This is a genomic window from Kitasatospora sp. NPDC088548, assembly GCF_044753005.1.
Lineage (GTDB): Bacteria > Actinomycetota > Actinomycetes > Streptomycetales > Streptomycetaceae > Kitasatospora.
Genome location: NZ_JBIVMI010000030.1, coordinates 1 through 26556 on the forward strand (window position 1 = coordinate 1; position 26556 = coordinate 26556).

The 26556-nt window shown below is 69.3% G+C and carries 26 protein-coding genes and 2 pseudogenes; 14 read left to right on the forward strand and 14 right to left on the reverse strand.

The features are described from left to right. The first annotated feature begins 215 nt into the window (after window positions 1-215). Both ACIP82_RS30470 and ACIP82_RS30475 read left to right on the forward strand, forming a co-directional pair. Window positions 216-4772, forward strand: a complete 4557-nt coding sequence (locus ACIP82_RS30470; RefSeq protein ID WP_400658092.1) for a polymorphic toxin-type HINT domain-containing protein — start codon at window positions 216-218, stop codon at window positions 4770-4772. A 6-nt stretch (window positions 4773-4778) separates the two neighbouring features. Further along, window positions 4779-5414, forward strand: a complete 636-nt coding sequence (locus ACIP82_RS30475; protein ID WP_400658094.1) for a hypothetical protein — start codon at window positions 4779-4781, stop codon at window positions 5412-5414. 223 nt (window positions 5415-5637) lie between these two features. Here the strand turns inward: ACIP82_RS30475 and ACIP82_RS30480 are convergent, their stop codons facing one another. Then, on the reverse strand, window positions 5638-6192 hold the full coding sequence (locus tag ACIP82_RS30480) for an HNH endonuclease (RefSeq protein ID WP_400658096.1): 555 nt from the start codon (window positions 6190-6192) through the stop codon (window positions 5638-5640). Between the two features lie 45 nt (window positions 6193-6237). Here ACIP82_RS30480 and ACIP82_RS30485 point away from each other — a divergent pair, with 45 nt between their 5' ends. Further along, window positions 6238-6870, forward strand: a complete 633-nt coding sequence (locus ACIP82_RS30485) for a HEAT repeat domain-containing protein (RefSeq protein WP_400658097.1) — start codon at window positions 6238-6240, stop codon at window positions 6868-6870. Window positions 6871-7361: 491 nt separating this feature from the next. Here ACIP82_RS30485 and ACIP82_RS30490 read toward each other — a convergent pair. After that, window positions 7362-7559: pseudogene (locus ACIP82_RS30490) on the reverse strand (deoxyxylulose-5-phosphate synthase); the annotation flags it as partial. A 366-nt stretch (window positions 7560-7925) separates the two neighbouring features. Here ACIP82_RS30490 and ACIP82_RS30495 point away from each other — a divergent pair. Both ACIP82_RS30495 and ACIP82_RS30500 read left to right on the forward strand, forming a co-directional pair. Next, window positions 7926-9359, forward strand: coding sequence for a hypothetical protein (locus ACIP82_RS30495; protein ID WP_400658099.1), 1434 nt, complete (start codon window positions 7926-7928; stop codon window positions 9357-9359). A 236-nt stretch (window positions 9360-9595) separates the two neighbouring features. After that, window positions 9596-11221 carry an FAD-binding protein gene (locus tag ACIP82_RS30500; RefSeq protein ID WP_400658102.1) on the forward strand — a complete coding sequence of 542 codons (1626 nt, stop codon included), beginning with the start codon at window positions 9596-9598 and terminating at the stop codon, window positions 11219-11221. A gap of 220 nt (window positions 11222-11441) precedes the next feature. Here ACIP82_RS30500 and ACIP82_RS30505 read toward each other — a convergent pair whose 3' ends face one another. The 4 genes from ACIP82_RS30505 to ACIP82_RS30520 all read right to left on the reverse strand — a co-directional run bounded on the left by ACIP82_RS30505 (window position 11442) and on the right by ACIP82_RS30520 (window position 13989). Continuing rightward, the gene (locus ACIP82_RS30505; RefSeq protein ID WP_400658104.1) at window positions 11442-12251 is read right to left on the reverse strand and encodes an alpha/beta fold hydrolase; all 810 of its coding nucleotides are present in this window, start codon (window positions 12249-12251) and stop codon (window positions 11442-11444) included. A gap of 104 nt (window positions 12252-12355) precedes the next feature. Then, window positions 12356-13078: a hypothetical protein gene (locus ACIP82_RS30510; protein ID WP_400658106.1), complete on the reverse strand. Its 723-nt coding sequence runs from the start codon at window positions 13076-13078 to the stop codon at window positions 12356-12358. Between the two features lie 30 nt (window positions 13079-13108). After that, complete coding sequence (locus tag ACIP82_RS30515) at window positions 13109-13537, reverse strand: hypothetical protein (protein WP_400658107.1); 429 nt, start codon at window positions 13535-13537, stop codon at window positions 13109-13111. 5 nt (window positions 13538-13542) lie between these two features. Continuing rightward, window positions 13543-13989 (reverse strand): ATP-binding protein, encoded by a 447-nt coding sequence (locus tag ACIP82_RS30520; protein WP_400658109.1) that lies wholly within the window; start codon window positions 13987-13989, stop codon window positions 13543-13545. 221 nt (window positions 13990-14210) lie between these two features. Here ACIP82_RS30520 and ACIP82_RS30525 point away from each other — a divergent pair, with 221 nt between their 5' ends. The 8 genes from ACIP82_RS30525 (at window position 14211) to ACIP82_RS30560 (ending at window position 18851) form a co-directional block, all read left to right on the forward strand. Beyond that, on the forward strand, window positions 14211-15071 hold the full coding sequence (locus tag ACIP82_RS30525; RefSeq protein ID WP_363612170.1) for a helix-turn-helix transcriptional regulator: 861 nt from the start codon (window positions 14211-14213) through the stop codon (window positions 15069-15071). Next, window positions 15068-15301 (forward strand): DUF397 domain-containing protein, encoded by a 234-nt coding sequence (locus ACIP82_RS30530; RefSeq protein ID WP_400658112.1) that lies wholly within the window; start codon window positions 15068-15070, stop codon window positions 15299-15301. Before ACIP82_RS30525 ends, ACIP82_RS30530 begins: the two co-directional genes overlap by 4 nt. Window positions 15302-15366: 65 nt before the next feature. Beyond that, window positions 15367-15600, forward strand: a complete 234-nt coding sequence (locus ACIP82_RS30535) for a DUF397 domain-containing protein (protein WP_400658115.1) — start codon at window positions 15367-15369, stop codon at window positions 15598-15600. Between the two features lie 446 nt (window positions 15601-16046). Next, on the forward strand, window positions 16047-16433 hold the full coding sequence (locus ACIP82_RS30540) for a pentapeptide repeat-containing protein (RefSeq protein WP_400658118.1): 387 nt from the start codon (window positions 16047-16049) through the stop codon (window positions 16431-16433). After that, window positions 16430-16789, forward strand: coding sequence for a hypothetical protein (locus tag ACIP82_RS30545; RefSeq protein ID WP_400658120.1), 360 nt, complete (start codon window positions 16430-16432; stop codon window positions 16787-16789). Before ACIP82_RS30540 ends, ACIP82_RS30545 begins: the two co-directional genes overlap by 4 nt. A gap of 123 nt (window positions 16790-16912) precedes the next feature. Continuing rightward, window positions 16913-17719 (forward strand): GNAT family N-acetyltransferase, encoded by an 807-nt coding sequence (locus tag ACIP82_RS30550; RefSeq protein WP_400658122.1) that lies wholly within the window; start codon window positions 16913-16915, stop codon window positions 17717-17719. Window positions 17720-17863: 144 nt separating this feature from the next. Then, window positions 17864-18247: an ASCH domain-containing protein gene (locus ACIP82_RS30555; protein WP_400658125.1), complete on the forward strand. Its 384-nt coding sequence runs from the start codon at window positions 17864-17866 to the stop codon at window positions 18245-18247. Window positions 18248-18434: 187 nt separating this feature from the next. Next, window positions 18435-18851, forward strand: coding sequence for a VOC family protein (locus tag ACIP82_RS30560; protein ID WP_400658127.1), 417 nt, complete (start codon window positions 18435-18437; stop codon window positions 18849-18851). Here the strand turns inward: ACIP82_RS30560 and ACIP82_RS30565 are convergent. From ACIP82_RS30565 to ACIP82_RS30575, 3 genes and pseudogenes are all read right to left on the reverse strand, one after another. Continuing rightward, window positions 18779-19489: pseudogene (locus tag ACIP82_RS30565) on the reverse strand (helix-turn-helix domain-containing protein). The gene ACIP82_RS30560 and the pseudogene ACIP82_RS30565 sit on opposite strands and share 73 nt — an antisense overlap. 126 nt (window positions 19490-19615) lie before the next feature. Next, window positions 19616-20050, reverse strand: a complete 435-nt coding sequence (locus tag ACIP82_RS30570) for an NUDIX domain-containing protein (protein ID WP_400658129.1) — start codon at window positions 20048-20050, stop codon at window positions 19616-19618. Window positions 20051-20356: 306 nt separating this feature from the next. Next, window positions 20357-20674, reverse strand: a complete 318-nt coding sequence (locus ACIP82_RS30575; RefSeq protein WP_400658131.1) for a hypothetical protein — start codon at window positions 20672-20674, stop codon at window positions 20357-20359. Window positions 20675-20849: 175 nt separating this feature from the next. Between ACIP82_RS30575 and ACIP82_RS30580 the strand changes: the two genes are divergently transcribed. Further along, on the forward strand, window positions 20850-21722 hold the full coding sequence (locus tag ACIP82_RS30580; RefSeq protein ID WP_400658134.1) for a glycosyltransferase family 2 protein: 873 nt from the start codon (window positions 20850-20852) through the stop codon (window positions 21720-21722). A gap of 23 nt (window positions 21723-21745) precedes the next feature. Here ACIP82_RS30580 and ACIP82_RS30585 read toward each other — a convergent pair whose 3' ends face one another. From ACIP82_RS30585 to ACIP82_RS30605, 5 genes are all read right to left on the reverse strand, one after another. Next, the gene (locus tag ACIP82_RS30585) at window positions 21746-21919 is read right to left on the reverse strand and encodes a DegT/DnrJ/EryC1/StrS family aminotransferase (RefSeq protein ID WP_400658137.1); all 174 of its coding nucleotides are present in this window, start codon (window positions 21917-21919) and stop codon (window positions 21746-21748) included. 228 nt (window positions 21920-22147) lie between these two features. Next, window positions 22148-22738, reverse strand: coding sequence for a hypothetical protein (locus tag ACIP82_RS30590; protein ID WP_400658139.1), 591 nt, complete (start codon window positions 22736-22738; stop codon window positions 22148-22150). 993 nt (window positions 22739-23731) lie between these two features. Next, a complete protein-coding gene (locus ACIP82_RS30595) occupies window positions 23732-24736 on the reverse strand; it encodes a trypsin-like serine peptidase (RefSeq protein ID WP_400658142.1) in 1005 nt (334 codons plus the stop codon). A 496-nt stretch (window positions 24737-25232) separates the two neighbouring features. Next, a complete protein-coding gene (locus tag ACIP82_RS30600) occupies window positions 25233-25853 on the reverse strand; it encodes a DJ-1/PfpI family protein (protein WP_363612130.1) in 621 nt (206 codons plus the stop codon). Between the two features lie 95 nt (window positions 25854-25948). After that, window positions 25949-26494 (reverse strand): AAA family ATPase, encoded by a 546-nt coding sequence (locus ACIP82_RS30605; protein WP_400658145.1) that lies wholly within the window; start codon window positions 26492-26494, stop codon window positions 25949-25951. Between the last annotated feature and the right edge of the window lie 62 nt (window positions 26495-26556).

Genomic DNA, 26556 nt, shown 5'->3' on the forward strand with positions numbered 1-26556 from the left:
ACCGGCTGAGCGGCCAACCCCGCAGCGGCCGGGGGTGATGTCCGGCTCCGGACATCACCCCCGGCCCGTCGGCGATCGACATCTGCTGTATGTCACGGGCGGCGCGCTCTGAGCGCGCCGCCCTGGTACCAAGCGATCGCCAGCTGTCGGCACGGGTGCCGACAGCTGGCGATCGCTTGGTACCTGAACAGGAAGGAATCTCGAGTTCAATGAAAATGTCTTCGATACCACGGGCCGGGCGGCGCAAAGTCGCCACCGGGCTCGTGGCCGGCAGCCTGTTGGTGGGGTTGCTGACGATTCCGGCGGCGGCGGCCGATGCCCCACCGGCGACAGGACCGGTCGCCGACCGGGTGAAGGCGGTGGCGGCGTGGCAGACCGGCGGGCCGGCCGTGCGCCGGGCCGCGGAGACCGCGCTGGCGGGCTCCGACGCGGACGTAACGGCGTTCGTGCTGACCGGCAGGGCCATCGCCGCGGAATACGACCTGCGGGCGCGCGTCGAGGAACTGATCGCGATCGCCGGTCCGGGGGTCCGCGAAGCCGCAACCGCCGCACTCGCAGGCCCTGCGGCCGGCCTGCAGACCTTCCTCGACAAGGGGATCCAGAACCCGTACGAGCACGACCAACGGGTGCTGCTGTCACAGATCATGTCGACCGGCAGCCCGGCGGTGCAGGACGCCGCGAACAAGGCGATGGCCGGCACGCTGGAGGACGTCACCCAGTTCCTGAACGTCGGTCAGTTCAACGCCAGGGAGCACGACGACCGGGTCAAGCTGTCCCAGCTGATGAACGCGGGCGGCCCGCAGGTGCAACAGGCCGCCAACATCGCGATGGGCGGCGGCGCCGAGGACGTCCAGGACTTCCTGCGCTACGGCTACCAGACCGCCGCGGCCCACGACCAGGAAACCCTGACCGTCGCACAGTTGGCGGACCTGACGAAGAACGCCGCCGCCCAGGCCGGCGAGCAGGCGAGAATCGCCAGGGACGCGTCCGCCAAGGCGCTCCAGGCGACCGCGCTGGCCAAACAGGCGGCGGAGCGCGCCGCGGATGAGACCCGGGCCTCCCAGGCCGACGCCGCGAAGGCATCGAACGCGGCCGACCGGGCGGCGGACGCCGCCGTTCGGGCGGCCAAATCCGTCCAGGCGGCAACGACCGCGGCCAAGGCGGCGAACGAGGCCGCGCGGCAGGCAGCGGCCGCCACAGCCGACGCGGCGGCCGCCGCCATGAAGGCGGGCAAGGCCGCCACCCGGGCGCTGTCGGCGGCCGCCGGCGCCGCCGGCGACGCTCGTATGGCCGACCAGGCGCGCGCGGCGGCCGTCGCGGCCCGCAACGCCGCGGCCGACGCCCGCACCGCCGGCGAGGCCAGCGGCTGGGCGGAACGGGCATCGACCCAGGCCAAGTCAGCGGCGCTGGACGCCGAATCCGCGGGCGCCAACGCCGCTGCCGCCGCGCAGGCCTCCGCCGACGCGGCCGCTGCCTCGGGCGTCTCCGGGGACGCCGCGGACCGGGCCAGGAACGCAGCCGCCCGGGCCAGGAGCGCCGCCGCGGAAGCCAGCCGCGCGGCGAAGGCCACCACCAAGATCGCCGACGACGCCGCCGCGGCCGCCCGTGCGTCGAAGCAGGCCGCGAACTCCTCCGCCGCGCATGCCGACGCAGCGGCGGCGGCAGCGGAGGAGGCGGCCGCGCACGCCGGCGACTCGGCCAGAGCCGCCGCGACCGCGCAGGCCGCGGCCACCACTGCCGAGGCAGCCGCAGTGACCACGGAGAACGCGGCGAAGCAGGCCCACGACATCACGGCCATCGCCCGCGCCTCCGACCAGGAGCGCCTGGACGCGCAGCAGGCCGCCGAGGTGGCCATCGCGCAGCAGGCCTACCGGGACGAGGACCTGAAGAACCGAAGGGCGGCCTGGGAGGCCGGGAAAACGACCCAGCTCGCAGCCGACACCGAGCGGCTGATCTCCGAGGCCACTGCCGCCGGGGTGGACCAGAAGGCCGCGGTGGCCAAGGGCCGTCAGGCCGCGGTGCGGCTGCTGGACGCGGGCGGCCCCTGGGCCCAGACCGCGGCGCAGACCGCACTGGAGGGATCGGACGGCGCCGTCCTCGCGTTCCTCAGCTCCGACCTCGCGCAGGCCCGGGAACAGGACGACCGCGGCAGCGTCATGGGCATCGCCGAAGGATCCACGAACCTGGAGCACAAGCTCGCGGCCGAGACCGCCTCGGTGGGCACCGCCGCGCAGGTCCGCGACTTCCTGACCACCGGCGCCTACCCCGGCCAGGAACACGACGACCGGGTCCTGCTCTCACAGATCATGACCGCCGGCGGCCCCGGCGTGCAGGACGCCGCCAACACCGCCATGGGCGGCACCCACGCCGACGTCCGCGCGTTCCTGACCAAGGGTCAGTACATCGCGCGCGAACACGACAACCGGGTCCTGATCACCCAGGCCATCGCCTCCGGCGGCCCCGAGGTGAAGGCCGCCGCCCAGGCCGCCATGGCCGGCCCCGCCTCCGGCCTCAAGCCGTTCCTCGAAACCGGCCTGCCCCTGGCCCGCCAGCGCGACGCCTTCACCGCAGCACACGTCGCCACCATCAACTCCTACCTCGCCGCCATCGACGGCTCCGTCGCCCTGGCCCGCGAATACGCGGCCCAGGCCGCCCAGTCCTACGCCACCGCCCGCGGCGCCGCCAACGAAGCCGCCGGCTACGCCAACCAGGCCCAGGCCTCCGCCGCACAGGCCGCCGACTGGGCGACGAAGGCCGCCAACTCGGCCGCACAGGCCAAGGCCTCCGCCGACCAGGCAGCCGCCCACGCCAAGCAGGCCCGCACCGCAGCCGCAGCCGCGCAGGCATCGGCCCGAACCGCCGGCATCTCCGCGAACGCGGCAGCCGGATACGCCCAGCAGGCCAAGAAGTACGCGGCGACCGCAAAGACCGCCTCCGACGAGGCCCGGGCCTCAAAGATCGCCGCTGACAAGAGTGCCGCCGAGGCCGACCAGGCGGCGAAGGAGGCGCTGGCCGAGGTCGCGAAGAAGCAGCAGGCCGACACCGCCGAAGGCAAGATGCAGCACGAGACGGCCACCGTCGACAACAACGGCCGCGTCACCTACATCGACGTCATTCCCCGGCCCGACGTGAAGTACGAGAACGTCCGCGACACCATGGCCACGTGCGTCCTCAGTGACCCTCACCTGACGACGTCGAACGGCTATCCCGTCGCCCTCCCCAAGTCCAAGGCCTGGCACACCAACGCCGCAGGCGACTCCATCTGCACGATCACCGTCACGGTCAAGGTCACCGGCACCCACGACTACTTCCTCAAAACCTGCCCCGAGCCGAACCTCTCCATCGCCGCCTGCCAGGGCAAATACAGCACCTGGGACACCCTCCTCCTCCGCAGCGAGCCGATCAACTCCCAGTACGACACCACCGTCGACATCACAGAGTTCGACTACCGCACGAAGTACTCACCGCAGGGCGCCGCCAGCCGGTTCGTGGTGGACACCGTCACCAGTGACTTCGTCAACTGCTACAAGAGTCCCGGCGTCAACGCCTCCTGTGCCTGGGCCGCATCCAACTTCATCCCGTACAAAACCCTCCTCACAGGCGTCAAGGGCGTCGTCGCCTTCCGCTTCGCCCTCGAAACGGGTGTCGAGCTCGAACAGGCCAAGCTCGCGCTCCAGGCAACCCTCAACGGCTACAGCGACGCAGTCACCAGCAAACTGCTCGCCACCGCCGACGCCATCACCGCCTTCCGCAACACCCTCAAGGACGGCGTGGGCAGTGATGCAGCGCTCAAGGCCCTTCGCGATAACCGCAACATCGACCGAGGCCTGGTGCAACAGGCCGAATTTGAAGCCGAGATCGCGGACGGGGTCCGCACGTCGTGCCGGAACAACAGCTTCCCGGCCGGCACGAGCGTGATCATGTCCGACGGGACCAGCCGGGCCATCGAGACGGTGCGGGCAGGCGATCAGGTGCTGGCCACCGATCCCGCCACGGGTTCCACCGGGTCCCAGCCGGTGACCAGCACCTTCGGGCACCCCACCACCCGCCTGATCGACATCGACACCGAGCGCGAGGGCCGGATCACCAGCACGGCCGGACACCGCTTCTACGTCGACCGGGCCGGTTGGCGCGAGGTCTCCGACCTCCACGTCGGCGACGTCCTGGTCGGCAGCGACGGGTCGCACAACCTGGTGACCGGTCTCCACGAACGGACGGACGCCACCCAGGCGGTGTACGACCTCACCGTCGACGGCACGCACACCTTCTACGTGCGCGGGCCGCAGAACACCGGCAGCGGCATTCTCGTCCACAATTGCTTCGACCTGTGGGGCGACGAACTGGGCAGGAACCAGGACGCCCGCGCCCACACCATCAAGAAGCACGTGGCCCATGGCGCCTACGGCCCGAACGGCGAATTCGCAGGGGTCACGCCCGCAGAGGCGGCAGCGCTGACTACCGCCACCGACCCGAACGGGGTGTTCGCCGACCTCAGCATCGCTGAGGATGCACTGCGATCGGCCCTCGACAAGAGTCAGGACGCGCTTCGCACCTGGGGACAGCCGGGCCAGCCGGACTTCAAGGAGATCACCGTCGATGTCGATGTCATCAGGAGCGGCCAACGCCTGACCTCGTTGGGCAAGGTGTACCCTCCGGGTGGCAGTCTCGACGCTGCTGATGCTGGAACCAGGGTCAAGGTCCGGCTGCTGAGGGCGGACAAGCACAATGGCAAGAAGTGGATCATTGGTTCCATCTTCCCGCTGGGCCGGTGATGCGTGATGACTGAGAGATACGGCGGAGACGAGTTCGGGCTGCCTCACCTGGGGCAGGTGTTCCACCACAGCTGGCGGGACGAATGGGCCACCGAGGCGCAGGCACTGGCGTACTACGCCGACGGCATGCCGCCACACCTCGTCGAGGCGCTCCTCGTCGACGCTCTCCGGGTCGCCGCTCCAGCCGTGCCGACCTGGGTGTTCGAAACGCTCTGGGCGGTGGGAAGCGAGCGCCGCCTGGAGCTCAGGAACGAGGGGATCGACCCGCGCGACTGGATCCTCGAAGTCATCCGGCTGTGCCGGGAGCGACTCCGCGCGGAGGGCCTCACTCCCCCGGAAGAGGTACCGCCCAGCCCGTACCAGCACCTGACAGGAGCCGTCCTGGACGAGATCATGATCGTCACTCCCGGCCTCCTGGAGCTGGCACAGGACTCGTCCTGGAAGTCCATCCCCGGTGTGGTGCCCGCACTCAGCCACACCGTCCTCCACGCCTGCCCCGACCTGGCGTTCCGCTTCCTCCTGCGCGCGCTCACCTATGGACCGCAGATCACCCGGAAGCAATACGAGCGGTACATAGACCTCGGGCGTCGATTCGAGTACGGGGAACTCCTCGTCGGAGGTTACGAGCACCTGACGGTCTGAGACCGTCGACGGTCACGGGCGCGCAGTGGGTAAGGATCACGTACCCACTGCGCGCCCTTGCGGTTGCCTGACGGAGCCATCTACTCGTCGGCATGACGCTCAATACCATGGCCGACGCCGTCGGAAAGATCCTCGTCACGGCCGGGTGGGTCGTCGGCCGCAAAAGCGCATCGCCTTCAGATACCGCGTGAACCGGACGATCCGGAGTGGTCGGGTAGCCGGGTCACGTTGCCGTGACCCGGCCCCTCAGAACCGGACTTGCCCGATTTCCAGGCATCCGGCTCAAGCAAGCCCCGAGGGCTTCGCAGGTTGGTGTGGTTCGTTTGCCGTCGCCCGCGTGGTGCTGGCGGTGGCATTCGGAGTGCACGAGGCGGAGGTTGTTCCACTCGTCCGTGCCGCCGTCGCGCCGGTAGGTGAAATGATGCTTGTGGAGCATCTTCTTCGAGGCCGCGAACCAGTCGATCCGCTCGTGTGAGCTGTCCGGTTCGTACTCGGCTCCGGCGATCAGCGCTTGTTTGCAGAAGGGGCAGAGCCCCTGCTGCCGCACCGCCAGGACGAGACTGGCCTTGCCCATCGGCGGTGGCGCCTTGCATCGGCGGCGTTCCCTCCAGCGCTTGGTCGGGGTTGGGTCGTCCGGGGACGCTCCGCCCTTGACGAGTTGGTGGCGGACGATTCGTGTCCAGGCGAACTTGGGAAGGAATGCGCCGCTATCGCGGCTACCGAAAACCCATTTGTCCTGCAGCGTGCCGTCCCCGTCCTTGCCGCTCTCGCTGGACATCCCGGCGCCGATGTTCGCCGGCGGGTGGCGAGTTCTTTTGCGGGGGTGGCCACTGGACTGCCGGACGGGCCGGACATCCGCGCGCTCATCACGCTGACCCGCGACGAGGATCCGGAGGTCCGTAACCGGGCAACGTTCACGCTGGGCTTCCAGGTCGAAGTCGACAGCCCCGGGATCCGGGCCGCGCTCTGGGAGCGGACGACCGACGAGCATGCGGATACCCGGGAGGAAGGCATCCGTGGACTCGCCCGGCGGCATGACCGGCGCGTCGTCCCGCTGCTGGCCGAATTGCTCAACGACCCTACTGGCGCCCACGCCCTCACCTTCAGTGCGGCTCGGATCATGGGCATCCCCGAACTGCTGCCGGACCTACTGGAGTACGAGCCCGACGGCGCCGGAGTCACCGCCGCCGTCAACGCCTGCGACCCGGTGGAACGGGCCCGGTTGGATGCATCCGCCTGGGACCTGCTGTGCGCGCTTGACCGGCTCCGCCCCGACCTGGAGGCCTCTGTGCACATGGGGCGCTTCGACTCCGGTATCCGGCTTGGCCTCGGCGCCGGCTTCGCTTCACCGGGCTACGACGTCGAGGCGCTGCTCCGGCGGGCGGGCGGCGACCCCGCGCACGCTGCCGAACTGGTCGCGGCCGACCAGCCAAGGAGCCCCGGGCAGAGCAGCTGAGCCCTGGACCGGGGACACCCGGATCATCGTCCGGCGCGAGAACGCCCCACCCGGGGCACCCGGCTCTCCCTGTTCGACCTGGAGAAGGCCGCCGCACGTGGCCACACGGGCCGGGAACGCCGACCGTTCCTGACACCGCTACGAGCCCACGGGCAATCAGGACCACTACGGGCTCGACCAAGACCCACCGGGTGTCGGACAGATCGCCGCGGTACGACCTCCTCGTACACGGTCTTCACCAGCTGATGGTCAGCCTGGTGTGCGGGCGGGTGATGCGTGTTCCGGGGCCGAGCCGGTCGTCGGGGGTGGCGGCGGGGTGAGCGGTGACGGTGGGCTGGGCGGGGCGCTTCCGGCTCCAGTGGTGCAGGAGGTCTCCGGTGAGAGCGGCCAGCTTGTCGGCGTCCGGCCCGTAGGCGGCGATGCCGAGTTCGTCGGTGTCGTCGTCAACGGCTCGGGTGGTGAGGTAGGCGAAGGCCGCGCCTTGATGGAGGGCGGCGCCCGGCGTTCACCAGGACGGAGAGGGTCCGCCAGGCGGCGGCGTCCCGCCGCCGGGGCGCGGCGAAGGCCGACCCCACATGGGTCAACGGTCCCGCGCAGCGCGGGCAGATCCGCTGCCGTTCCCTGTCGTAGGGCTGCTTGTACGAGGCCCGGCAGGGCAGGCAGACGTACGAGGTCCTCGCGTGGGCCATGGCACCAGAGCATAGGCATCGCCCCACGCCGAGTTCGACCGATATTTCGGGAGCTGCGGCCGGCCGCTCCGGAACTGGATGCGGTGCCGCACCACTCCGCGCCGATCCGGCCGACGCCACCGGCCTCACCCACACCTTCGGCGACGCTCCGCGCCGAATTGCCGTCGGCCTGGCGGTCGTGCCCGCAGACGGCGGCGAGGCGATCGCCGACCCAGCCCCTCCTTCGAGACCAGCCCGAAGTCTTCGGGGCGGTGTCCTCCAGCCCGACGGCCCGGCGGCTGCCGGCCGGTATCGATACGACTGCGCTGGGTGAAACGCGGAGACTAGGATCCCGTCAGGTCCATGTGACGAAGGGGAGTTTTTCTCATGGCGATGACGGCATCCGGGGGCGGCGTGGTAGGGATCATCACCACCGTCGCGGGCACGGGAGCACAGGGGCACGCCGGCGACGGCGGACCCGCCACCCGCGCACAGCTCAACGGGCCGGGCGGTATGGCGGTGGGTCCGCAGGGCGACCTCTACATCGCCGACACGGACAACCACCGGGTACGCAGGGTGTCGGCGAGCGACGGGACCATCACCACCGTCGCGGGCACTGATGAGTGGACGAAGGATGACAACGGTGTACCCGCGACCCGGGCACGGCTCTTCCGGCCGTTCGGGGTGACGGTGGGCCCGCAGGGCGACCTCTACATCGCTGACACGAGCAACCACCGGGTACGCAGGGTGTCGGCGAGCGACCAGACCATCACCACCGTCGCGGGCACGGGAGCACAGGGGTACGCCGGCGACGGCGGACCCGCCACCCAGGCAGAACTCCACCGGCCGTTGGCGGTGGCGCTGAGCCCGCAGGGCGACCTCTACATCGCCGACGAGGACAACCAACGGGTGCGCAGGGTGTCGGCGAGCGACGGGACCATCACCACCGTCGCGGGCACCGGGAAGAGAGGGTACGGCGGCGACGGCGGACCCGCCACCCGGGCACAACTCAATTCGCCGACCGAGGTGGCGGTAGGTCCGCAGGGCGACCTCTACATCGTCGACCAGGGCAACCACCGGGTGCGCAGGGTGTCGGCGAGCGACGGGACCATCACCACCGTCGCGGGCACCGGGAAGGAAGGACATGACGGCGACGGCGGACCCGCCACCCGGGCACAACTCAATTCGCCGGACGGGGTGGCGCTGAGCCCGCAGGGCGACCTCTACATCGCCGACGAGGGCAACCAACGGGTGCGCAGGGTGTCGGCGAGCGACGGGACCATCACCACCGTCGCGGGCACCGGGAAGGGAGGGCATGGCGGCGACGGCGGACCCGCCACCCGGGCACAACTCGATTCGCCGGCCGCGGTGGCACTGAGCCCGCAGGGCGACCTCTACATCGCCGACGAAGTCGGCCATACCGTACGGAAGGTGACGTTCACCGCCGCGGCGCCGGCGCCCGCACCGGATCCCAGCGTGCCGAAGACCCGCGCGAACCTCTCAGGACTGGGGTCCTGCAACCACCAGAAGGCCGCGGCGGGCTCTGCCTTTAAGAAACGGCTCAAGGTGACCGCCACCGACGCCGCCGACGGCTCCCCCCTCCCGGGCCTGCCCGTCCTGTTCAGCCTCTCCGGCGGCACCGGCTCCCACTTCCCCGGCAACGCCACCAGCGCGGAGGCGGTCACCGACGCCCAGGGCACGGCAACAGCCCCCGCACTCACCGCAGGCCCCACCCCGGGCCCGGTGACCATCAGCATCGAAGCCCCCCACAACCCCGGTAGCAACCCGGCCCACTACCAAGCCGAAGTCACCCCTGCCTGACCCAGGGTCCGGCCCGAGGCCGGTGTCGCGGAGGACGCCGGTGCGGTGGTCCAGCTCTGGGAGAACACGGGAGGCCGCCCCCCTTACGCGGGGTGGCGGCCTCCTTGCACAGGACTCCGATAGGCGGTCAGGTCCGGGCAGAAATCGGAATCCCTTATGGCATTTAATCCATACGGACGTTCGCTTGCCCACTCCCCTGTTAGCGTCCGGCTTGTCAGCTACTCAGCATCGAGAGAGTGAGTAAGGACATGGGGGGAAAGCAATCCCGTCCCGGGAATCCGGGCAGTACCGCAGGGGCCGCCAGGGCGTCCACCGGATCGGCCGAGAGCATCGTCGAGGGCGATGTGCGGTACGAGACGCTCAGTCAGGGGTTCAACCAGCGATTCAGCAGCAAGCCCGCGTACATCCGGCTGATCGAGAACGAAGACGATGCCGTGGCACAGCTGGACCTCGCGCTCAATGAGAAAAAGAAACTGCGGCCGACCGTCCGGGGCGGGGGGCACTGCTACGAGGGGTTCGTCGACAACACCGGGGGCGTCATCCTCGACCTCAGCACCATGAGGGGGGTGTACGAGAGTACGGACAAGTACAACCACAAGACGTACGTCGTCGAGGGTGGCGCGACCAACTGGGACGTCTACACCACCCTGTTCCGCAAGTACGGAGTCACCGTGCCGGCGGGCTCGTGCTACTCCGTCGGCGCGGGCGGCCACATCTGCGGCGGCGGGTACGGGCTGCTGTCCAGGAAGCACGGGCTGACGGTCGACCACCTCGTCCAGGTCGATGTCGTGACCGTGCAGGACGGCAAGAAGGCCACGGTGACGAGGGCCCACCGGAACGATCCCCCTGGCTCGCACGAGCGGGACCTCTTCTGGGCCCACACCGGGGGCGGCGGCGGGAACTTCGGGATCATCCTGCGCTACCACTTCACGCACGACCTCCCCAAGCCGCCGGAAAACGTCTGGATCAGCAGCATCGCCTGGCCCTGGAAGGACCTTAGCCAAGAGGACTTCACGCAACTGCTGAACAACTTCGGCAATTTCTTCGCCGAACACAGCGGCAAGGGCGAGACAGACTACCAGGACCTGTTCTCGCTCCTCCACCTCACCCACAGGTCGAACGGGAATATCACCCTGGTGAGCCAGTGGAGCAACGATGACCTCGGCCTCCTGAACGAGTTCATCGCCGCAATCGAGCGTGGAGTGGGGACTAAGTCGACCGTCCAGAGCCACACCGCCGGCGGCCTCTACCTGCCGTACCCGGAAAAGAACCGTCGGATGCCATGGTTCCAAGCCACTATGACACTCAACACCTCCGGGGACAACCAACGCGGGAAGTACAAGTCGGCCTACCACCGCAAGCCTTTCACCGACGCCCAGATCAAGGCCCTCTGGGAGGGGCTAACCAAGGTTGTGCCCGGTATCGATCTCCAGCACACCCTGGTGCAGGTCGACTCGTACGGCTGCAAGATCAACGCGCGCAAGCCCGAGGAAACGGCCGTCCCGCAACGCGACTCAATCATGAAGCTCCAGTACCAGACCTACTGGACGGACTCGAACGACGACAACAAGCAGATCAAATATCTGCGCGACCTCTACGCCGCCGTCTACAAGGACACCGGCGGCATCCCGGAGGTCAACTCCCATTCCCACCAGGCACATAACAGGTTTTTCGATATAACGACCGACGGGGCGTACGTCAACTACCCCGACATCGACCTCGGCACAGCCGAGCAGCACGACCCCGCCTACACGCGCCTCTACTACGGCCAGAACTACGCCCGTCTCCAGAAAGCCAAGGAGCACTGGGACCGGGAGAACATCTTCCACCACGCACAATCGATCACCCTGCCCAAGCACTGACGCGCCGCCGGCCCTCTACCTCCCCTGCGGGGGGTGGAGGGCCGCTCCATGCCCGCGGTCCGTCCGCCACATCGTCAACCGCGGCTCCGACCAGCGGTTCCAGTGCCAGAACGGTTGGGCCGAGGGCTCCCTGTGGGTCAGCGGGCAATAACAGCCGACAGCGCATGCCCCAGCGTGAGCCCCGGCGCGCGCTGACACGCTCACGCCCCCGATGCGCGCCTCACGCCAAGACGCGCGGCAGGGTCACCCCCACCCATTCCTCGGGCTGCGACAGATGCGGAGCGTGACCGGCGCCCACGTACAGGTGCCGTTCCGCCTTCGGCAGGGTGAGGTCGATCATGTCCAGCACCTCGCCGTACATCGGCGCGCTGTCGTCGCTCTGCGTCAGCAGCGCGGGTTCCGTGTACCGGGCGAGCGCGTTCAGGTCCAGGTCCAGCGCGTCGGGGTCGCGCAGTTCGTCCAGGTACGTCGGCGCGTTCCGGATGTAGGTGTGCCGGATCGGCGCGGGCAGTTGCTCCCACGCCCCCGGGCCGAACGCGAGCGACTCCACGAACAGCTCGGCGGCCGCGGCCGACTCCGCCTGCTCCAGCAGCTCCCGCACGGCGTTGATCCGGTCCGCGAAGGCCGTGCCGATGGGCCGCAGAGTAGGGTCGGCGAGCAGCATCGACGTCCCCGGCGGCTCGTGCACGGCCAGGCCCCGCAGGAGGTCGGGACGGGCGGCGGCGAGCCGCAGCACGACCAGCGAGCCGTACGAGTCTCCGCAGACGAAGGCGGGCGCGAGGCCGAGCCCCTGGATCAGGCCGGCCAGGTCCGCCGCGTCCTCGTACACCGAACCCTGGGTGAGCAGGTCCTCGCTGCGGCTGTGCCCGCGCCGGTCGTAGGCGACCACGGTGGTCCGCTCGGCGAGTCCGGGCATGACACGCGCCCAGCTGTCGGCGTCGCTCCAGGAGCCGTGGACCAGCACCACCCCGGGCCCGGAACCCCGGGCCTCGTAGTGCAGCGCCACCCCGTTCACCCTGATCTCGGCCATCACGGGCCTCCCGATCTCGTCGTGCTCCGGTCCTCCCCACCCACCAGCGTGGCACACCCGGACGGACCCGGGTGCGCCACGCTGAGGACCACGCCGGATGGGGGTCAGATCAGCGGGCCGAACACCCCTCGCTCCCAGTGACCGAGCCAGGAGGCGGTGGCCGAGGGCTGGTCCTGGCCCTCCGTGGACTCGTCGTACGGCAGCACGGCGGTGGGCGCGAACCAGCCCTCGCCCGGGTCGATCCGCAGCCGCAGGACGCGCAGCGGGCGGCGGAGGGTGACGAAGAACCGCAGGTCGTTGGTGCGCGGGTGGTGGGTCTCGTACCGGTCGTGGAGGGTGCGGCAGATGGACTTGATGTCGGTGTCGGCGAGGAGCAGGTAGCGGCTGCCGGGTCCGAGGTTGACGCAGAGGCGTCGGCGGGCCGTCTCCCGGGCGGCGTAGGGCAGGTTCTGGTGGTTGTCGACGTGCAGGCCGGGGCGCAGGCCGGTGTCGGCGCTGAGGTGGGTGGTGGGCTCGCCCGGCGGGTCGTCGGTCTCACCGAGGGTGACGGGGACGGGGTCACCGAGGGTGCCGACGAGCGCGGTGAGGGCATCCCGGCCGGTGACGGTCTCGGGGAGCCGGAACAGTTCGATGAGACCGCTGTCCCGGCTGAAGATGCTGGGCGCGAACCGCTCGGGGTAGCCGTCGGGGAGGGGTTCCCAGTGGCCGTCGGGCAGGACGGCGCAGGTCTCGTAGCCGGGTTCGATGGCGAGTCTGCGGATACCCGCGATCTCACAGCGGGCGTGCAGGGCGGCGGGGTCGCGGAAGGCGATGGCGGCGGGGTGCATGGGGGTGTTTCTCCGGGCGATTCGAGGGGGTCAGCGGTCGGAGCTGCGGTGCAGAGGCTGGGGGTGGGGTTGGGGCTGGGCCTGGTACCGGTACTGGCGCCGGTGCCGGCGGTCGAGGAAGGTGTCCGACCAGCTGACGCCGCGCATCAGGGCGGCGGCGAGGGTCGTCCACCAGACGACGTGGGCGGTCGCGGGCTCGCCGGGGTCGACGAGGGCGGAGGCGACGAAGGCGGTCCCGAGGCTGAGGGCGAACACGACGGCGAGGGCGGCGAGTTCGGCGGCGCTGGGGCGGCCGGTGGCCGGGCGGTCGGCGGTCGGACAGTCGGCGGTCGGGTGGCCGATGGTCCGACGGGCGGTGGGGGTGACCGGATGACCTTCGCGGGCGGCGTGATCACGTCCGGCGGTACTGCGGCGGTGCTTGGGACGGCGCCGGTGCTTGGGGCGGCAGTCCGTGGTCATGGCGTTCAACTCCTGAGTGGCGCCGGGCGGTTCTCCCCCTCGGCGAGCAGAACGCGCACCCACACGCGCTTGCCCGCACCGCGCCGTATGACCACTCCGAAGTCGAACGCCAGCTGCCGGACCAGCTCGATCCCGCGCCCGCCCTCGCCGAACCGGCGCGGGCGGCGTTCCTGGAGCGGCAGGTCGCAGCGCGGGTCCCAGACCTCCAGGCGGCAGTCACCGCCGAACTCCTGGAGGTAGAGCCGGACTTCGCCCTGCCCCTGGCAGGCGTGGACGATCGCGTTGGTCACGAGCTCGGAGACGATCAGGACGAGGTCGTCGACACGCTCGCCCTGCCACCCCCAGTCGGTGAGTCGCTGGCGGACCTGGTGGCGGGCGGTCCGGACCGAGCGGTCGTGCTCGGTGAGGATCGCCTCCCAGGTCTGGAGGACAGGTCTGCTCAAAGTGGACATGGTTCGCCCCTTCGCCTCGGTTGCGGGCGGAAATTGGCAGCACGCACGACGCGACGACGCCCCGTCAGGAGCGTGTCCGTGCGGTCACGCTGAGTGTGACGGATGCAGAATCGAACTTTCAACCCGAACACAGAAACAAATCCGTTGATCTTGAACTGGCTTGAGGTGACGGTCCATCATTGGCAACACTGGTTGTCCACACTCAGAGGGGAGGCGCCAGCTTGAAGAAGAGCCTGTCCGCGATCCGGCAGATCCGCCTCGGCGATGAACTGCGCGCTTGGCGGTTGGAGAACAACAAGACCCTGGCCGACGTCACGGTCGGCCTGAAGGGCTGGAACCCCGCTCGCCTCAGCAGAATCGAGCGCGCCCACCAGCCGATCAGCGCCGCCGATCTGAAGACGCTGCTCGACCACTACGGCGTCTCCGGCCAGGAACGTGAGGAGTTGGAGAGCCTGCTCGGGAACGGCCCGACCAAGCAGTGGTGGCGCGACCTCGACTATGCCGAAGCGATCACGCCGGCGTTCGCGGAGTATCTCGCGCTCGAAGCCGATGCCTCACACATGCTGGAGTACTTCCCCTCGGCGTTCCCCGGCCTGGTCCAGACCGAGGGATACGCAAAGGAGATGATTACGGCCGGTCTCGACTCTCCCAACGAGGAACGTGTGGAGGCTGGAGCCGAGGTCCGGATTCTCCGCCAACGCCGGCTGACGCAGGACCCGGTTCTCACGTTCGAGGCCTACTTCGGTGAGATCGCGCTGCTCGTAGCCGGTGACCAGGCAGTGTTGGCCGAACAGATCCGGCACGCGATCAAGGTCGCCCAGTACCCCAACGTCACACTGGGCATGGTGCCGCTGAGTGCCGGACGGCCAGGCATCCTTTCGTCGGGAATCGCCCTGATGCGGTTCCCTGACGATCTCGAAAACGGCTTCGCGTTCATCGAAGCCGTCGGCGGTATGCTCCCGCGTAGAACGGGACGCGACGTACGACGGGCCGAGCGGGCCATCGCCCGGGTCAAGCGGTGCGCGCTGTCTCCGGAAGACACCATCACCGCCCTTGAACGGAAGCTGGAAGAGCTGACGTGAGCAACAAGCACGACCCTTACGACCACAACTCCGCCGACGCCCAGTGGACCAAGTCCCCCTTCTCCGGTGACGGCAACGGCAGTTGCGTGATCATCGCCCGCTTCCCCAACGGCGATGTCTGGCTCGGCGACGACAAGAACCCCACTCGCCCCCACCTCGCCTTCGACCACGCCGAATGGACCGCCTTCGTCCAGGCCATCGAAGCCCACTCCCCACACTTCACCCCCTGAACTGCACCACCAGCACGGCCCTGCCCCCTCCGGGCAGGGCCATCGCGCGCGTAGGAGGAGATCCCGTGACCAAGAACCACGACCCCTACGACCACAACTCCGCCGACGCCACCTGGACCAAGTCCCCCTTCTCCGGCGACTCCAACGGCGACTGCGTGATCATCGCCCGCTTCCCCAACGGCGATGTCTGGCTCGGCGACGACAAGAACCCCACCCGCCCCCACCTCGCCTTCGACCACACCCAATGGACCGCCTTCGTCCAGGCCATCGAAGCCCACTCCCCACACTTCACCCCCTGACCACCAGCACCGGTCAACAGCCGACCCGCCTGATCTCCACGACGAAAACGACACACTGGCGGCTCGTCAGAATTGAAAACGCCTGACAGGCGGCCTCGGAGGCCCGATGCTGGTGCTCACGTCAACTCCGAGCGCAAGAATGCGCGAGGTACGTGACAGGAGGGGTATCAGTGGTTCATCGGAATCGGCCCCAACACCGGGGGCGGCGGCTCGCCGACGGTGTGGGTGGACGAGGAAGAGCGGGAACTGTTGATCCAGGGCTGGAACCTGACCCCGGAGAAGAGGACCCGGCTCAGCGAAACGGAGTGGGTGCCCGGCCACACCACCGGTATCCCTGGCCCTGGACCTGGCCCACGCCACCCTCACCGCAGGCCGCATCACCCGCCTGCGGGCCGAACGGGTGCGCCTGCAGGCTCTCCCGCGTCGTGTTCCGCGACTGCGAGCTCATGGGCACCACCCTGAGAGGCCTGACCCTCGACAACGTCCTCTTCGACGCCTGCAAGTTCGACTTCGCCACGTTCGAGAAGATCAGGGCCACCGGCCCCGTCGTGTTCTCCAGATGCGTACTGACAGAGGCGACGTTCACCGGCTGCGACCTGAGCCGGGCCGTCATCGACGAATGCGCGCTGCGCCGCACCGAGTTCGAACGCGGCTCCTACAAGGAGATGGACCTGCGCGGCAACGACCTCACCGAGCTGCGCGGTGCCGGGAACCTCGCGAAAGTCATCCTCGACCGGGGGCAGGAAGCCGAACTCGCCCGGGCCCTGGTCGCCGAGCTGGAGACCGTGTTCGGCGACGAGCTCGAAGACCCCGTACCCGGGAGGCCCCGGTGAGCCTGAAGATCGCGCTCCCCTCCCAGGAGCTTCGCAGGCGGTGCGAGTACACCACCGTCCGAATCACCACCGGCGGGACCGGGTACGAGGACGGAGCGGTCGTGCCTGCCGGACCGTGGCATCCGGTCACCACCGAGATGTGCCGGCAGTTGCAACCCGAACCCGAGACCCCCGACCCCGTACTCGTCGAGCTGGTCAGCGTCACCGGCATCGAACAGCCCCTGGCCTCGCGGGGCGTTCAGCCGACACCCCGCCCCCTCTTGACCGTGCCGACCCGGACCCTGCCGACCGCCGCGCTGCACGGTATGGACAGCGTGAAGTGCTCGTGCAACGCGGGCGACGACAACCCCCACTGATCGCAGGCGATCACTAACGCTCAGTCCCTGGCGCAACCCGCGCTTGGGCATGAGCCCTCTGTGCCGGGCGAGTAGCGTGGGTGCATGGGATTCCGCTGGGACAGGATGCGGCCCCTCCTCACCGTGCCGTACCTGCCGACACTCGGCCCGAGCCATCCGGACGCGGTGACTCCCGACCTGATGGCCGACGTGCTGAGGGTGTCAGGCACCGGCAGCTTCCTGGCCCACGACAAAGACCGCCGCTGGTCGGACCGCAAAGACGAAGCCGTACTGCTCCACGAGATCGTGCAAAACCAGGACCGGACGCTCATCCCCACCATCACCGGCCACGGCCTCCTCCGAATCCACCTCTACGGAGCCCCCGAACGCCGGACGGAAGCAAAGGAACTGGCCGCGAAGCTCACCGCCACCTACGACGCGGCCAAGGCCCGCGTCGTCTGGTTCCAGGCCACCGCGGATACCGTCGCCGCCTCCACTCGCGTTCAGCTCCGCAGTTTCGACCGCCCCGCTCCTGCGGCCGACGGCATCGAGACCCTGACCGAGCAGCCCAAGGAGGTGCGCGCCACCTTCGGCACGTTCGCGGAGAAAATGGCCGATGAGGGATTCGCCTTCCTGCATTCCCGGATCGACACTGTCGGCCCGGTCCTGACCGCCGTCCGGGAGGGCCAGGTGGCTGGAGCCATCGGCCCCATGGAGACCATGGCCGACCCGATCGGCCGAATGCGTCTGCTTCCGCAGTACTTCGGAGTGCTCCCCGAGTACCGGGGCCTGGGAATCGGCCGCCTCCTGTGGCGGGCCGCAATGCACTGGGGCCAGGAGGCCGGTGCCGACTACCAGATCTTGCAGACCGCCGCCGGCGGCGCCTCCGACCGCCTGTGCCAGAGCGAGGGCCTGTCGGATCTCGGATTCGTCTGTACCGCTGTGGTCTGAACGCAGAACGAACAGGCCGAAAGCACGAACAGCCCCCGACGGACTCGGGGTACGTAACTCACCATCTCAGACCTCGGCGAGCTGATACTGAGCGACCCCCGGCACTTCTACCGGTCCTGCACCACGACCGCATTGGAATCCCTGATGAGCACCCCCCGGCCCGCAACGCACAACTCCCGGGCAACGGGCCACCGCCCCCGCAACATGCCGATCTACAAGCAGTACTTCGACCTCATCGCCAGCGGCGAGAAGACCGTCGAAGTACGCGTCGCCTACGAGTCGATGAAGCGAATCAGGGTCGGAGACCTGATCCGCTTCACCTGCCGCCAGGACAGCTGCCTGACGCGGGTCAAACGGATCGGCACCTACCGCACCTTCAAGGAGATGTTCGGCACCGAGAAGGTGGAGGCCCTCAACCCCCACACCACCGAGACCGAACAGCTCCGCGCCATCCACGCCATCCTCCCGCCCGCCAAGGAAGCACTGGGCGTGATCACCTTCGAGATCGAGAGGGTGAGTGCCGAATGACCAGGGACCGCCGGAAGGTACTGGTGATCTGCAAGGGCAACCACTGCCGTTCCCCGATCGCGGCGCTCGTCATCGCCGAACGCTCCGGCGGCACAATCGACGTGCGGTCGGCCGGCACCCGGGATCAGGACACGGGCGTCCGTTTTCTTCAAGACCCGGCGCCCGTCCTCTGCCTACGCTGCCGATCATGAACAGCACACCAGCACCGCAGTTCGACTCCGTCGGCCTCGTCGTCTCCGATCTGGCCGCCTCGCTCGCCTTCTACCGGCGCCTCGGGATCGGGTTTCCCGATGGATCCGAAGACCAGCCGCACGTCGAGGCCGTACTTCCGGGCGGGCTCCGCCTCGTCCTCGACACCGAAGACACCATCCGCTCGTTCCACCCGACGTGGCCTCCACCAGCGGGCGGTGGCCGGGTAACGCTGGCGTTCCGGTGTACGGACCCCGAGCACGTCGACGTGGTGTACCAGGACCTTGCCGGTGCCGGCTATCACGGTGAGCTGAAGCCGTGGGACGCCTTTTGGGGCCAGCGCTACGCCACGGTCCATGACCCGGACGGCAACGGCGTCGACCTCTTCGCACCCCTGCCGAACGCCTCAGCGTGAGCTACCGTCCCACCAGGCCGCTCAGCGACTCCCCCGTCAACTCCCGCACATCGCGTGCCAGATGAGCCTGGTCCGGCAAAGCCCGTCCGTGCAGCCGTCTCCGCGAAGGGGACGCCTGTACGGGCCAAGGCGAGGGCACGTCGCAGGCGAAGGACCCTGGCCAGGGTCTTGGGGCCGTAGCCGAAGGCAGCCAGGGAGTAGCGGTGGAGTCGTCGCATGGCCAGGCCCACTGACTTCGCGGTCGCTGTGATTGAGTGGCCGGCCGCCAGGGACACCACGATCGCACGCAGGAGCGGGTCGCGGGGCTCAGCTTCGGCTGCGAGGCACAGCGCCAGATCCTCGAGGGCGGCGGCAGGGTCGGACGCCGCGTCGATCTGCTCCGTAAGACGGCGCACCTTGGCACCCGGCCAGAGGCCGGCGAGGTCGACGCGTTGGTCCCGTAGCTCGTGCGCGGGCACGCCGAGCAGGGCAGGGGCGGTGCCGGGGTAGAACCGGATGCCCGCCCACGGGGCTTGATGGCCGGAGTGTTCGAGCACTCCGGCACGTTCACCAACATCGCCGCCGGCGAGCGGATCCGCCGGCTCCCGCGACGTGAGGCGTCGGACAGCGTGAAGTGCTCGCGCAACGCGGGCGGCCATCTGCGCCCGCGGAAGCCGTCCTGGCCGCCTCGGAATCCAGGCCCCGGTACAACTGCTCGATCAGGGGGCGCCGTTCGGTGCGGCGGTTCATCGGCTTCCGCCCTTGCCGAGGGTGCGCGGACGTGGTCAGCCGAACAGGCGTCCCAGCAGGGCGCCCTGGCCGGACTGGAGGATGTGTGCGGCCTCCAGCGGGATCCAGAAGCACTCGAAGTACGTGGGCTCCTGCTCGCCGTCGTGGTCCTCCTGGCTCATCCACCGCTCCGGGGTCGGCTCGGTGAGCTCCAGGTGGAAGACGTGGCGGCGCTGGATCTCGAACCGGTACGGGCTGATGTCGTACTCGATCTCGCCGAGCTTGCGCACGATCTTGAAGTCCGTGAGGCCGGTCTCCTCCCGGGCCTCACGCAGCGCGGCGGCCTCCGGGCCCTCTCCCGGCCGGATGCTGCCGGCCGGGACCTGGATACCGACCTCCTCGTAGCTGTAGTCGGTGTGCCGGAACACCAGCAGCCGCCCGTCCCGCACGACGTAGACGAGCACCTTCTCCTTGACGACCTTCTCGGGCATCGAAACCTCCACTTGGTCATGAATGATCAGCGGAAGCCCGCAGGACCGCGGGCCACGCGCCATGGGCCCAGCCGACGGGGCGAATCCAAGGGGTCCACGATTCTAAATGTGCTGACCTGTCGTCAACTAATCTTCGGTCGACAGGACTGGATGAATGAGTCCGGTGTCTTCGGTGCTCAGTTGCGATGATTGATCGCCCGATCGTGGTGCGGTGGTCCAGTTGTGCCGGATGGCAGTGGCGAGAGCGAGTAGCCGCTGACCGGTACAGGCGAACACTCCCACTTCGGTTCGCGCGCCGCGTGTTATTCACAGCGTCGTACCGCTCGGCGCCGAAGACGCCTTCCAGGAAAACGTGGTGGCCTCTGGCGAGGGCGAGGCGCGCCAGCCGGCGGCGCGCCGGCCGTGACCCCGGTCGTCGCGGTCGTGATGGCGGTGGCCGTCGTGGCAGGCCGCCGCGGCGGCGAGGGCCAGGGCCGAGTCGTGGTCGAGCCCGTGGTGGCGGGCGAGGAGCTGAACGAGGAGGCTGACGCGGGCGTTGTGCCGGGCGCCGTGGATAGAATCGATCACGGCCGGGCCCGCGAACCAGGAGGCGTCCGGTACCAGCAGGACCGGCCGGTGTGGCATCGTGACTCGGGCACTCGGACCGGCAGGCCGCCCACGGGCAATCCAGGTCAGGGTGTGCTGGTCCATGTACTGGTGGTCCGGGAGCCGCCCTGTCTCGGCGAGTACGCGCAACGACACATCCGCGGGTTCCGGTGTCGGCGAGATCATGAAGGGTTCCTCGATGGGGTCGGGTGCGATGGACGTCACGCTGGGCGTGGTGGTGCTGACGATGGGCGACCGGCAGAAGGAGCTGCACGCGCTCCTGGACTCGGTGGCGGCCCAGGAGGGCGAGAGCGTCAAGGCCGTGGTGCTCGGGCAGGGAGTGAAGCTCCCGGAACTTCCGGCGTGGGTGGATGCCGTGGAACTGCCGGAGAACCTCGGCATCCCGGGCGGCCGGAACGCCGGGGTGGACCGGCTGCGCGAACTCGGCGGTGTCGACGTCCTGGTGGTCCTGGACGACGACGGCCTGCTTCCCCGGACCGACACCTTCCGGCTGATCCGGGAAACCTTCGAACAGAACCCGCGCCTTGGGGTGGTGAGCTTCCGGATCGCGGACGAGACGGGGTTCACCCAGCGCCGGCATGTGCCCCGCTTCGGTGCCTCGGACCCGCTGCTGTCGGGCGAGGTCACCACCTTCCTCGGCGGCGGCCACGCCATCCGCATGAGTGTGATCGACCAGATCGGCGACTTCCCCGCCCCGTTCTTCTACGCGCACGAGGAGACGGACTTCGCCTGGCGTGCGCTGGACGCCGGCTGGGGGATCGAGTACCGCGCGGACATGGTGCTGCAGCACCCCCGTACCGACCCGGCCCGTCACGCCACCTACTACCGGATGACGGCCCGCAATCGGGTGTGGTTGGCCAAGCGTCACCTCCCTGCGGTTCTGGTACCGGTCTACCTCACCTCCTGGGCGCTGTACACGCTGGTGCGGAGGCCGCCGTCGGCCGGTCTCAGGGCATGGTGGTCCGGGTTCTTCGAGGGTGTCCGGACGCCGTGTCCGCCGCGGCGTCCGATGCGGTGGAGCACGGTGTGGCGGATGACGAAGCTGGGCCGGCCGCCGGTGATCTGACAGCCGGCCCGGCAGCCTGCGGGTCAGGACCGGATGACACGGAGGGCGTCGATGACGCGCTGCACGTCCGTGCTGGTCATGGCCGGGCAGCAGGGCAGGGACAGCTGCCGGGTGGCGATCTGCTCGGTGACGGGCAGGTGGCAGTCCAGGTACCGGTAGGCAGCGAGGCGGGGAATCCCCGGCGCCGTCGAACTCACCCAGCGCGCTACCGAACTCGCCTCCCGCTGACAAACCGCCATCGATGATGCGAGTGTGGCGGGGCCCCTCGGATTCCCCGAGGGGCCCCGCCACATTGCGGTCGGGACGACCTGCTGCGGCTCGTAGGCAACGGAGCGTTCCGCCGCGTCGCCCTCGCCCTGCCCGGCCTGAACGACGGCTACCTGTCCTCACCCAGGCCCTGGTCGCCGAACTGGAGACCGGCGCTGTCACCACTCGTCGTAGTCGCCGATCACCCGGAAGCTGCCCGCGACGCCTTCGTCACCGAACACGCCCCCGTGGACGGTACGGGTCACAATGCCGTTGGTTTCGCCGCGGGGACCCACGGTGGCTACCGGAGCGCCGTTGTCGCAGGTAAAGCCGCGGAAGACCTCGATGGTCTTCCGGCTGTCGTTGAAAACACTGAAGCTACTGGAGCCCAGTCCGCTGGCCGCAGTGATACAGCCCTCGGTGGAGGCGGAGTACGTACGTTCGTTGAAGTAGATCCTTCCCTCTTCTTTGTGGCCGTAGCCGCGTCCGCCGCCCTCGTGGTCACGGCCCTCGTCCCTCTCCCCGCTTGCGCGTCCGCCGCCCTCGTGGTCACGGCCCTCGTCCCTCTCCCCGCCTGTGCTGCCGCCGCCCGAGGCAGCTGCGGCTGGGGCGGCAGGGGCGGCTGGTTGGACAGGCTCGGCAGGCGGGGCCGCCAGCTGGACAGACGGGGACGTCGGGGTGGATTCGTCAACCGAGGCATAGGTGATACCAGCGGCGGCAAGGACCGCCGCGCTTCCGGCAGCGGCCACACCTAATGTACGCGTGCGCATTTCACTTCCCTCTGTCATACGGACGTCAGCCGGGCGACCGACCTGCGACGAACGTAACGACAGCCCCTATAGCTGTCATTTCAGACGTGCCCTAGGTGTGACGCCAGGAGTCCAGCCAGGTGGAAATGCAGCACACCTCGCATACCGATGAAACATCTGCGCCTCGCAAGGCGCCCACTCCTGTACTCCGGCAGGACTTCGCGGCTTGACCTGGGACGTCGACCACCAGGGCGAGGCCCTGTCCGCCGACGGTGAGCGCTCGCCCGCCACAGCCTCGGCAAGCCCGACGGGACCGCCTACCACCTCGCCTACGCGCCGCTCGACACAGCCGTCCAGGAACTGGTCCGGGTCGCCGGGAGACGCTGTGCGGTGTCTTTCTGGCCTGACGGCCGGTGTGGGCGGTCGGGGCCCGTGGTGAGGGTGGTTGGCTGTCGCGGCTCTGAAGGGCCGTCCAGTGGCCAAGGGAGTCGAGCAGAGCGCAGGCCGGGCCGGCACCGTCCCACGCCGCACCGCACCGATGACGTCCGCACCATCTCCGAACAGCGCCTTATCGGGTGGTCCCGCGACGCCGTCACCGACAAGGAAGTCACCGACATCCGCATCCGCCTACGGCTCGTGCTCGACATCCGAGGCCCTGGCCCCGGCCGCAGGGCAGGACCCGTCACAGGTCTCCGGCAGCCGGGGCCGGTCGGCGCGCCTGCCGGGGCGCTGGGCCAGGCTCTCCCGGAGAAGACCGCGGCGGCCGGGCACAGTGCGCTCGGCCGCCCGCGGTGTCCGGGCGAGCCGCGAGGGGATCAGGGTCCACTGACCCGGGCGTTCCCGAGAGCGTCCCGCCACGACCGGCGAGCACCCGGAGGCCGGCCCGGCCGCCACCGACCCGGCACCGGCCCGAGGCCGCTCGACGGCCCGCCCAGGCCCCACGGCGCCGCACGTCGGGCACGGGTCCTGCCCGGCCGGGAGGAGGTGCCGGCCGGGCAGGAGCTTGACACGACGTCAGGCCAGGCGTGTCTGCGCCCAGTTGTAGAGACGGTGGGCGCTGTCACCAAGGCGTGTGGCGTAGAGCGTATTGGCCTGCCCGCCCGCGACTTCTTCGCTGGTGGTGGTGACGCCGACGACGGTGCCGGCGCCGGTCCGGGTGTCGAACTGTGCGAGGTGGGGACCGCCGCTCGCCCCGTGCGACATGTCGCAGGGCTCACCCCACAGGAGGGGTGCCTTGGGGCCGGGCTGGGCCGGTCCGGCGCAATGGATCATGCGTGATCCGGCGTACTTGGCGCCGGGGTCGTTGAGTCGGTTCTTCGGGTACCCGAAGGTGTGGATGAACTCGCCCTTGGCGGGCTTGGTGAACGCGATCTTCTGGCTTCCCGTGACGTCCGCGATCCGTCGTCCCCCGGCTGAGGGGTTCGCCACGAGGACTCCCGTGTCGTAGCCGGCGACGGCGACCTCCTCCGAGGTCGTCCTGCCCGGATCGGCGTCCCAGCGGGATGAGGTGGCCATGCTCTTGATGCTGAAACCGCCGAGCGGTTTCGTTCCGTTGCGGTAACCGGGCACGAAGTAGAGGTTGTGGTGCCACGTGTCGTCGGCAGCGGCAGCCCCGACGCCCCTCAGGCAGTGCGCCGCCGTGATGAGGGTGCTGCGGTTCGCGCTGTTGACGACCGTTGCGGTGCAACTGCCGTCGTAGCCGTCGGAGAAGGTGAAGAAGAGCCGGCCGACGCTCTCGTTCACCGCTCCGCCGTGCGTCCATGTGGCCCCGGGATCCAGCGTGTTCGCGGGAAGCGGCCGCGGATCGTCAGGCGTGTTGTCATCCTCGGGCACGGGGGTGATCTCGGGGACCAGGGCGCCCGCCAGCTTCATCCGCGTGGCGGTCCAGTAGGTGTCGATCCGGCTGCGCTCTTGTGCGGTCGTGGCGCCGGAATGCGTGGTGACGGAATCCGGCCCCGCGGCGAGGGCCGCGGTGGCGCCGTCCTGCGGTGCGGCCCCCGCGGGCGCGGCCAGCGCCATGCCCGCGGCCAACACGACTGCCGTCAGGACGGCTTGTGTGCACGCTCGGCTGTGGATCCTGTGGTGGTGACCGTTGATCCGACCATGTGTATGTGGCATGCGTGGCACTGTAGGGACGGGACGTCAGATTCCTGTCTAAAGAGGGTTTCATCCTTTCGTCAGTCCCATCAGGTTCCGGTAAAGAGCGTTTCATCCTTGTATCGGTAACAGACACGACGGCATCGAACACCGCTACCCGTCCGTCCAGCGTCACCGCGCCCCCAGTCGTCCCGCTCGGCGATACAGCGCCGCAAATGCATGGAGGATGGGCGAGGCCGTCAAGCCGTCACAGGAGCCCGACCATGGACGCCGCCCTCAGTTGCGAAGTTGCGGCTCGCCCCGGGCGGAACACCCCACCGGCCTCCCGCGTCACCGGCGGCCGGTCGGGCGTGCGGGCTCTGCCACGAGCAACGAAATGCCGAGTCCCAGGGCGCCCCCGGCTGGACGCGCGGCTCGGCTAGCCCAGAGTGCGGGCCCGTTCGAGCACCTCGGCCGGGGCCTTGGCCACCGAGCCGGTGTCGAAGGGGGGTTGCGGGTCGTACTCGGTGTAGAGCTGGATCGCCTGGGCCGTCACCTCGTCGGTGAGCAGGGCGGCCAGCCGGACGGCCATGTCGATGCCGGAGGAGACCCCGGCCGAGGTGATCAGCCGGTCGTGCCGGACCACCCGTTCGGGGGTGTAGACGGCGCCGTACGACTCCAGTTCGGCGGCCGCGGCCCAGTGGGTGGTGGCGGTCAGGCCGTCCAGCAGGCCGGCCGCGCCGAGCACCAGGGAACCGGTGCAGACCGAGGTGGTGAAGCGGGTGCCGGCGTGGATCCGGCGCACCCAGCCGAGGAACCCGGGGTCGTTCACCATGGTCTGGAAGCTGCCCCCGCCCGGGATCAGCAGGACGTCGCAGCGTTCCACCTCGGAGTACCCGGTCGGCACGTGCACCGGCAGGGAACCCAACACGTCCTGCACCAGGCCAGGTTCGTCCGTGACGAACCGCACGGTGGCACCGGGCACGTACGCGAGGATCTCGTACGGCCCGATCGCGTCGAGCGGCTCGAAGCTGTCGAAGAGCGGGATCACGATGTCCATGCGCCGCAGCATAGCCACCACCCGGCCGGACCTCGCCGGGACCGGTGAAACCGGCGGGTCCGGGAGTGCGGTCGTCCGAGATGGGGCCTGGTGGTTCACGGCGCGGCTTCAATCCGTTTCTTGACCGCTGCCACCCGTTCCGACAGCGGGCCCGGGGCGATCGACACGCACTCGTATCCGAGTGAGGCGTAGGCGTCCCGATGAACCTGCTCGAATCGCAGTGCCTCCTCGAAAGTGATCAGCCGCGCGTCGGTCCGTACGACAAACCCGAGGTTCTGGACGAACAAGACCTTCTTGTCGTAGATGTCCCCGGCTTGGATGCGCTCCAACTCGCAGGCCAGGGCCGAAGAGACAGGGTGGCCGAGATACCTGGCCAGGGCGTAGGTGCAGACGGGCGATCGATCGTAGATCTGCACCTCGTCCTGAAGGGACGCGGCCTGCTCCTGCCGTCGGCGCTGCAAGTCGGTGATCGCGTCCACGAAGGACGGGTTCGTCCATGGCGCCGGTTCGCCTTGGGCCTGTCGCAGGGCGATGACATCTGTCGCCGCTTCCTCGACCACGGTGTAGCCGTCGTGCTCCAGCCAACGCAGGATCGCCGTCTTCCCGGCTCCGGGGGAACCGGTCAGGATGTAGCGCTTCATCAATGCCCCTGTGTGTCGAGACCATCGCCAGAAGTCATCCGACACCCAACCACAGCGGAGAC